Here is a 9,146-nt window from a genome sequence, read left to right as displayed (position 1 = left end):
CGAATATTTCCGCGCCATCGCAAAGGGCTGGACACTTAGAGACGTGTGCATGCCGTAGACGAAGACGTGGGCGAGGGGTCGCGCGGTGCGGCCGGGCGAGGCTTGCCCGCTGCCCGTCAGGTCCACATGCCGTGATCGAGATGTTGCCGCAGGAAAGTCTCGAGCGGCTGGGACCAGTGGCCGAAGAAATGCGCGAGGTCGGCGACGTCATGCGCCGGGACGGCGCCATTCCCGGGCTGGTTCGCGCCGGGCGCCGGCCCATTGCCGGTCGCGGGTAGGAACGCCTGCATGAACAGGCTGGCGAAGTTGAAAGTGTCGTTCGCCGCCATGACATGGACCGGTGCCGGTGGTGCGGCGACCGGCGCCTCGGGCATGGCCGCGCGCGCCTGCGCCACGTCGGCGGCACTTGGCAGTCGCCGTTCGCCGTCGACGAGATTGATATACATCAGGTCGTGGGCCGTGCTGGCCGCGGTGGTGTCGGGCAATCCGAGCACATGGCCCATTTCATGGGTGACCGTGCTCAACAGATCGAGATGGCCGGCCGCCGCACTCGACGGATCGGCCAAGCGGTCGGTGCCCGCGGCATTCAGCAGGTGGGTGAATTCGAAGCTGTCATAAGGTGTCGGATCGACGAACCAGCCGTGGCCCGCGGCATCGATGTCTATGGTGATATGGGCGGGAGCGGTTTCCTCGCCGACGGTCGTGCCGGACAGGTCCGCCACGCTGAAGGTGGTGGCGCGCAGGGCCGCGAGCTGGCTGGCCGAAGCGCCGGCTGCCGCCCATTGCGCGATCGCCGCCGCGACGACGGAGTCGAGCTGCGCCTGGCTGAGATGGGTTTCGCCCGGCGTCGGTGACGAGGCCTGCACGCCGCCGGCCGTTGCGAACAGGAACTGAGCCCCTCCGAAAAATCCGCCCCCTGCCGGTTGGGTCGGATCGCCAAAGGCAAACACCGCCTGCGCGTTGTTGAACGAGCCGGTATTGTTGGCCGCGACGTAGTTCTGGACCGCCGTGAAATTATACGGAGTGCCGGCATAGTTCGGGCTGCCGAGCAGGCCGACGCGCGAGACACCTTCCTGCTCGACGACGATGCCGGCGACGAGCGCACTGCTCGCGTTGGCGCCGAGATCGACGTGGTTGGCAAGAGCGCCGGCGCCGCCGATGGTGAGGTTCGACCGATTGTTGTCGCCACCGGCCCCGGTGGCCGAGCCGGTCTGCGCATAGATGCCGGAGAATCCGTTGACCTGATCGAGTGTATCGACCGTGTTTCCCTGGATGACCGCGGTCATCTGGCCTGCCGCACCGTTGCGGAGAAGCGTATAGATGCCGCCGACGACGCCGGAGATGTGATTGTTGGTGATGGTCGTGTTCGATACGCCGGCACCGTCCTGAAAGACGTTGATGCCGATTCCCTGGGTCGAGCCGCTGCCGGCCACGCCTTGCGTGCCGATGGTGTTGCTGTCGATCGTTCCGATGAATGATCCGTTCGTGCCGGTGCCTTTTGTCACTGCCAGCACGGCCCCGTGTGAGCCGCTGAACGAATTGTGCGAGATGTCATAGGTGAGCGTGACGTTGTTCGACGGTCCGCCGCCGCCGATCGTGACACCACCGCCGCCACTGACGATATTCGCATTGTTGTTGGTCAGGGTATTGCCGAGAGCCGCCGTTGCGCCGCCGAACACCAGGTCCGAGCTGACCGTACCCAGGAGATTGAACTGGAAGAGATCGCCGCGGGCGGCGGAGATCGTCGAGCCTTGCACCGTGGCGTTGAACGTGCCGCCGGTGGCCTGGAAGACGAGCGCATCGTTGCCGCCCGTATTGGTTACCGCGAATGTCGAGTTGGTGATCGTCAGCCGGTTGAGCGTCTCGCCGTTGTTGAAGACATGGAACCCGTCATAGGCAGCGCCGGTGAACGTCGAATTCGAAACCGCCGCCGAGCCGCTCAGTCCGGTAAAGTAGACATCGCCTTCGCCGACCCCGCCCTGGGAGGTGCCGTTCGTGCCATTGACGATCGTGTGGTCCAGCGTGAATCCGTTCACGTTGTTGCCGAGGATCGCGTAGTTCTGGAAGTCGTTCATCTGCAGCCCGTTGAGCTGCACGCCGGATGTGTTGTTGAGATAGATGCCGACGCCGTTGACGGTGCTGCCGTCCGAACCGGTCTTGTTGGCGATGACGCCGCCGCCGGTCGCGCCCACATTCGCGCCGTTGCCGGTGATGTGGAGCCCGCCGCTTGATCCGGTGGTGTTGAGAATGATGCCGGTGGCCGATCCGCCGCTGGACGAAACATCATGGAACGTGACGTTGCTTGCGCCGATCGTGGTGTTGGAAATGTTGAGCGCGGTGCCACTTCCACTGTTGATGTGATTGCCTGATCCGGTGACGCTGACGGTGCCGCCGCCGGTAGCGCTGAAGCCCGTGCCGCCTGTCGTGTCGATCGTGAGATTGCCGCCGGAGAAGTTGACGGTGCCGGTGCTGATGCCGCCGAAATTGACACCGGTCCCGCTCGTCGTATCGATATTGAGCGTGCCGCCGAAGCTGACCGTGCCGCCGCTCTGGTCGGTGATGTTGATGGCGGTCGCCGTGCCGGTGGTCAGGTTGTTGGTCGCCCCGGAGAAGGTGAAGCTCGCGGCGTTGTCGTCGAGGAAGACGGCGCTGCCGCCGGTACCGGTATGGGTCAGGTTGCCGGAGAGCGTCACGAGCCCGGTCGAATGATCCTGGATGTCGACGGTGCGCGCGGCGCCTGCCGCGCTGATCGTGCCGCCATAGCTGAAGGTCGCCGTGCCGCCAGTATTGGCGCCGCCCAACCCGTCACCGATCAGGATGCCGGCGGTGGTCGCGCCCGAGATGGCGCCGGAGCCGCCGTTGAAGGTTCCCGACAGCAGCCCTGCGCCGCTCCCGGCCGTGCCGGCGAGCTGGATGCCCGCGGCACCGCCCGTGGAGCTCACGGAATCGAGCACGACGTTCAGCGCGCCGCCCTGGTCGATATCGACGGCCTGGCCTGCGCCCGAGATCGCCATGTGGCTGACATTCAGCGTGCCGACGGCGTTGCCGGCCACGCCCTGGCCGTCGTCGAGGCCGGTGGTGCCGGCATCGGTCTGGATATTGACGCCGGCAATGGTGTTGTTGGCGCCGAGGTCGATGGCCTGGCCCGTCGTCACGTGGATCTCCGGCCGCGTGCCGCTGGCCGTTTCGATGACGATCGGCGCGCCGCCAAGCGGATTGGCGAAGGACAGCGGCTGGTCGTCGCCGAGCAGGGTCTGGCCATCCTTGAGGTCGATGCCCGGGCCGGTATAGGTGCCGGCCTTGAGGTAGATATAGTCGTTGACGCCGGGACCGTTGGCGCCGGCGCTGGCGGTGTTGAATTCGGCGATATCGCCGAAGGGATTGGCCTGCGAGCCGCGCGGGGCGCTTGCGTCCAGGCTGGACTGGTCGCCATTGATGAACCAGACCTGCGGCAGCACGCCGATCTGGACGACGTCGGTGTGGAGGAGCGGACCACCGGTGCCGGTATGGCCTTGGTCGTTGGTGGCGATCGTCAGCGTCGTCGTGGTGTTGCCGGCATTGTCGGCCGCCGTATAGGCGACGCTGCCGGCGAGCGAGGTGTTGATCTCGGCGATCGTGCCGGTCAGCGTCACCGCGCCGGAACCGTTGCCGGTGATGACGGCGCCGCCGCCGACGGCGGCAACCGTCACCGAGCCGGCCGCGGAGGTCAGTGTCGTCGTGATGTCATTGGCGGAACCGGCGTCGATATCGGCGATCGACAGGCCGGTAATGGCGTGGCTGAAGCCGGACTCGACGACGAAATTCGCCGGCACGCCGCTATTCACTGGCGCGTCGTCCACTGCCGTGACGTTGATCGTATGGGTCGACGCGACGCTGAGATGATTGACGCCCTGGCCGTCATCGGCCGTGAAGGTCACCGTGCGCACCGAGGTCGACGGGTTCTCGCTGTTGTCGCTATAGGTCACCGAGCGCAGCGCGCTCTGGTAATTGGCGACCGTGTCGGTGCCGGTCAGCGTCAAGGTGCCGGTGGCGGCGTTGAACGAGCCGGTGATATTGGCGGTGTTGGTGAAGGCGAGCAGATCCTCGCCATTGACGTAATTGCCCGATATCTGCACCGAAGCCGTCGTCAGCGTCGTGCTATCGGCATCGGTCAGGGTCAGGCCGGACGCGATCGCGGCAGCCCCCTGGTTCTCGGTATAGCTCAATATCCCGGTCGCGTTGACGACCGGCGCGTCATTGACCGGCAAGACGTGGATCGTCGAGGTGCTGGTATTGCTGTTGGCGGCGCCGTCATTGGTGGTGAAACTGACGGTCCGGTCGAGCCCGGATGGGTTGTCGCTGTTGTCGAAATAGGTCACCGAGCGCAGCGCGGTCTGATAATTCGCGAGGCTCGACGACCCGGTCAGTGTCAAGGTGCCGGTCGCGGCATTGAACGCGCCGGTGATGCCGTTCTGGTTGACGAAACCGAGAATATCCTCGCCGTTGACATAGTTGCCCGTGATCTGGACGGTCGCGCTGCTAAGATTGGCATTGTCGACGTCGTTGACGGTGATCGACGTGTCGATCGCGGCCGGGGCCTGATTCTCGGTATAAACGATCGTGCGGCCGCCGCTGGTCGTCGGGGCGTCGTTGACCGGCGTGACATTGATGGTGCCGGTCACCAGGACGCTCGGGGTGATGCCATCGGTGACGCCGATCGTCACGGTGCGGGCAAGCCCCGAGGGGTTGTCGCTGCCGTTGAAATAGGTGATCGAATCCAGCGCGGTCTGATAATTGGCGACGCTGGACGAGCCGCTGAGCGTCAAGGTGCCGTTTGCGGCGTTGAATGAGCCCGTGATGCCGTTCTGGTCGACGAAGCCGAGCACGTCCTGGCCGTTGGCATAATTGCCTGTGATCTGCACGGTCGCGCCGGTCAGGTTGGCGCTGTCGACATCGGTCACGGTGATCGCGGCATCGAAGACGGTGGCGGCCTGGTTCTCCGTGTAGTTCAGGCTATGGCCGGCCGTCACGACAGGCGCGTCGTTGACCGGCGTGACATTGATGGTTGCGGTCGCCGGCGCGCCGTCGAGGGTACCGTCATTGGCGATGAAGGTGATGGTGCGCGGCAAGCCTGACGGCGCCTCGCTGGTATTGACATAGGTGACCGCGGCCAGCGCTGCCTGGTAATTGGCAACCGTATCGCTGCCGACGAGCGTCAGCGTGCCGGTCGCGGCATTGAAGCTGCCCGTGATATTGGCGGTATTGGCAAAGCCGAGCAGATCCTGGCCGTTGATGTAATTGCCTGTGATCTGGACGGTGGCGTGGGTCAGGTTCGGCGAATCCGGATCGGTGACGGTGATCGCCGGATCGACGGCGATCGCCGCCTGGTTCTCCGTATAGGACCGGATGTTGCCCGAGGTGATGGTGGGCGGCACGTCCAGGACGACATTCACGGTGAAGTTCTGCTGGCTGTGCAGCGTGCCGTCGCTGGCATCCACCGTGATGCCGTAGGTTGGATCGGCGGCGTTGTAGACGATCTTGCTGGGATCGGCGACGGTGACCACGCCGGTCGCCGCGTTGATGGCAAAGCCGCCGCCGGAGGTGTCGCCGACCAGGCTGTAGGTGACGGCCGGTCCGTTGACGTCGGTGGAGGAGGCGGTGATGCCGACGGTGGCACCGACCGCCGCGCCGGCCGCCGTCTCGTTCGCCGCGGCATTGCTGTCGACCGGCGTCGAGGGCGCAACATCGGTAACCGTGATGACGAAGGCCTGCGAACTCGCCAGCGTCCCGTCGCTCGCCTGCGCGACGACCGTATAGCTGCCGCCTGATGTTTCGAAGTCGATCTTGCTGGGATCGGCGACGGTGATGACGCCGGTCGCCGTATTGACGGTGAAGCCGCCGCCCGAGGTGTCGCCGATCAGGCTATAGGTGACTGATGGACCATTGACATCGGTGGAAGTGGCGGTGATGCCGACGGTTGAGCCGTTGGCCGCGCCCTCGGCGATCGTGTTGGCCGCCGCGTTGCTGTCGACCGGTGTCGACGGTGCGACGTCCAGCACGCCAATGGTAAAGGTCTGGGAACTGGTCAGCGTGCCGTCGCTCGCCTGTGCGGTCACCGTATAGGCGTGACCTGGCGCGGTCTCGTAGTCGATCTTGGTGGAATCGGCGACGGTGATGACACCGGTCGCCGCATTGATGGTGAAGGCGCCACCCGAGGTGTCGCCGGTGAGGCTATAGGTGACGGACGGTCCGTTGACATCAGTGGACGAGGCGGTGATGCCGACGGTGGAGCCGTTGGCGGCACCCTCCGCGACGGCGTTGGCCGCGGCATTGGCGTCGACCGGGATCGAGGGGGCAACGTCCGACACGTCGATGGTGAAGGTCTGTGAACTCGCCAGCGTGCCGTCGCTCGCCTGCGCGGTCACGATATAGGCGTGGCCCGCCGCGGTCTCGTAGTCGATCTTGGTGGAATCGGCGACGGTGATGACGCCGGTGGCAGCATTGATGGTGAAGCCGCCGCCGGAGGTGTCGCCTGTCAGGCTATAGGTGACGGCCGGTCCGTTGACGTCGGTGGAGGAGGCGGTGATGCCGACGGTGGAGCCGTTGGCGGCCCCCTCGGTGATCGCGTTGGCCGCCGCATTGCTGTCGACCGGTGTCGACGGCGCGACGTCGGCGACCGTGATGACGAAGGCCTGCGAACTCGCCAGCGTGCCGTCGCTCGCCTGCGCGACCACCGTGTAACTGCCGCCGGAGGTTTCATAATCGATCTTGGTGGCATCGGCGACGGTGACCACGCCGGTCGCCGCATTGATGGTGAAGCCGCCGCCGGAGGTGTCGCCGACCAGGGTATAGGTGACGGCCGGTCCATTGACGTCGGTTGAGGAGGCGGTGATGCCGACGGTCGAGCCGTTGGCGGCGCCCTCGGCGATCGTGTTGGCCGCCGCGTTGCTGTCGACCGGGGTCGAGGGCGCGACGTCCAGCACGCCAATGGTGAAGGTGCTCGTACTCGTCAGCATGCCGTCGCTGGCTCGCGCGGTCACGGTATAGGCGTGGCCCGGCGCGGATTCGTAGTCGATCCTGCTGGTATCGGCGACGGTAATGACTCCGGTCAGCGCATTGATGGTGAAACCGCCGCCCGAGGTGTCGCCGATCAGGCTATAGGTGACGGCCGGTCCGTTGTTGTCGGCTGCGGAGGCGGTAATACCGACGGTGGAGCCGTTGACGGCGCCCTCCGCCACGGCGTTGGCCGCCGCGTCGATATCGAGCGGTATCGACGGCGCGATGTTCTGGACGTCGATGGTGAAGGTCTGCGAACGCGACAGCACCCCGTCGCTTGCCTGCGCCGTCACGCTATAGCTGTGGCCTGGAGCGGACTCGTAGTCGATCTTGGTGGCATCGGCGACGGTAATGACACCGGTCAGCGCATCGATGGTGAAACCGCCGCCCGAGGTGTCGCCGATCAGGCTATAGGTGACCGTGCCGCCGTTGACGTCCGTTGCGGCGGCAGTGATGCCGATGATCGTGCCGTTGTCGGCGCCCTCGAGCACCATGTTCGCCGTGGCATCGCTGTCGACCGGTGCCGACGGCGCGACGTCGGCCACGCCAATGACGAAGCTTTGCGTGCTGGTGGTCGCGCCGGCCTGCGCCTGGACGGTGACCGAATAGGCGTGACCCGGCGCGCTCTCATAGTCGAGCCTGGTGCCGTCGGCGACGGTGACGACGCCGGTCGTGGCATTGATGGTGAAGCCGCCGCCCGAGCTGTCGGCGATCAACGAATAGGTGGTCGCCGGCCCGTTCGGATCGGCGGCGGCGGCCGTCAGGCCGACGCTGGTGCCGTTGGCGGCACCTTCCGCGACGCTGTTGGCCGCGGCATTGCTGTCGGTGGGCGTGGAAACCGGCGCGTCGGTGACGGCGATAGTGAAGGTCTGCGAACTCGCCAGCGTGCCGTCGCTCGCCCGCGCAGTGATCGTATAGCTGTGACCGGGGCCCGAGGTCTCGTAATCGATCTTGGTGGGATCGGCGACCGAGACGACACCCGTGACCGGGTCGATCTTGAAGCCGCCGCCGGAGCTGTCCGACGTCAGCGACCAGGCGACCCCGGGGCCGTTGATATCGCTCGACGATGCCGTGACGCCGACCAGCGTGCCGGCCGCCGCACCTTCGACCACGCTGTTGGCGGCGGCATTGCCGTCGGTGGGGGTGGATGGCGCGACATTGCCGACGCCGATCGCAAAGCTTTGCGAGGAGGTGACGATGCCGTCATTGGCTGCCACTGTGATCGTATAGGCGTGTCCCGCCGCGGTCTCGAAATCGATCTTGCTGGGATCGGCGACCGACACCACGCCGGTGGTCGGATTGATCTTGAAACCGCCGCCTGAGGAATCCGCGCTCAGCGAATAGGTCACGGGGTTGCCGATGCTGCTGGTCGCCGACACCGTGATGTTGACGGCCGTGTTGACCGCCGCGCCCTCGACGACGCTGTTGGCCGCCGCGTTGGTGTCGACCGGCACCGATACGATGTCGGTCACCGGAGGGTAGGGCGTGCCGGGCGGCACGCCCATATAGAGCGCCCTGAGCCCATAGGTCGCCGCAAAGGCCGAGGCCGCACCGTCCAGGACGATATGGCCTGACGAGTCGAGGAAGAGGGCCGGCCGGGTGATGCCGTTATAGGTATAGGCGGGAATGGTGGCCATGGTTCTTCCTCAACGGTCTCGCGCACGCGCTGCGGCTGGTCGGCAGGACGCATTCGGTTCCTCTAGGGAACGGCGGCTATCAATTACCAGTTGGCGAGGTAGGTGTCGGCAACCACGATCGCGCTCGTCAGCATCAAACGCTCCGGCCCGGCCGCTTAGCCAACTTCAAGATGTCAAAAGCAAAAGTTTCGAAGCGACCGAATGGAATGACGAAGGGAAACGGCGTTCGAGGCAGTAATCGATTGTTAATCAAAACCCTAATCCGCGCGTGAAAATGAGTCAATGACGCAGCGGCAGTCGCGCGCATTGCGCGTATTCGGAAGGATATCACCGCCGGCGAGTGCGGCGCAGCAATCGGTTTTGGCCACACGCAGACACCGGCACGCATTCATACGTCGCCGCAATTTCCGCCGACAAACGACCCTGACTGTTGTGCCGAGGGCACAGTATTCCCGGCGAGACTCCGATAGTTTA

The 9,146-nt window shown here is 65.4% G+C and carries 1 protein-coding gene; it reads right to left on the bottom strand.

Translation table 11 applies throughout. The features are described from left to right. Positions 1–116: 116 nt before the first annotated feature. Positions 117–8,672, bottom strand: a complete 8,556-nt coding sequence (locus AC07WJ_RS36105; RefSeq protein WP_494939573.1) for a beta strand repeat-containing protein — start codon at positions 8,670–8,672, stop codon at positions 117–119. Between the last annotated feature and the right edge of the window lie 474 nt (positions 8,673–9,146).

This window comes from Phreatobacter sp. GW821-FHT04C01, assembly GCF_059420385.1.
The sequence above is the reverse complement of the archived record's forward strand: the minus strand, read 5'-3'. Positions and strand labels throughout refer to the sequence as shown.

Coding starts and splice junctions, on each gene's coding strand:
- AC07WJ_RS36105 (WP_494939573.1), bottom strand. CDS start 8,672: ATGGCCACCATTCCCGCCTATACCTATAACGGCATCACCCGGCCGGCC.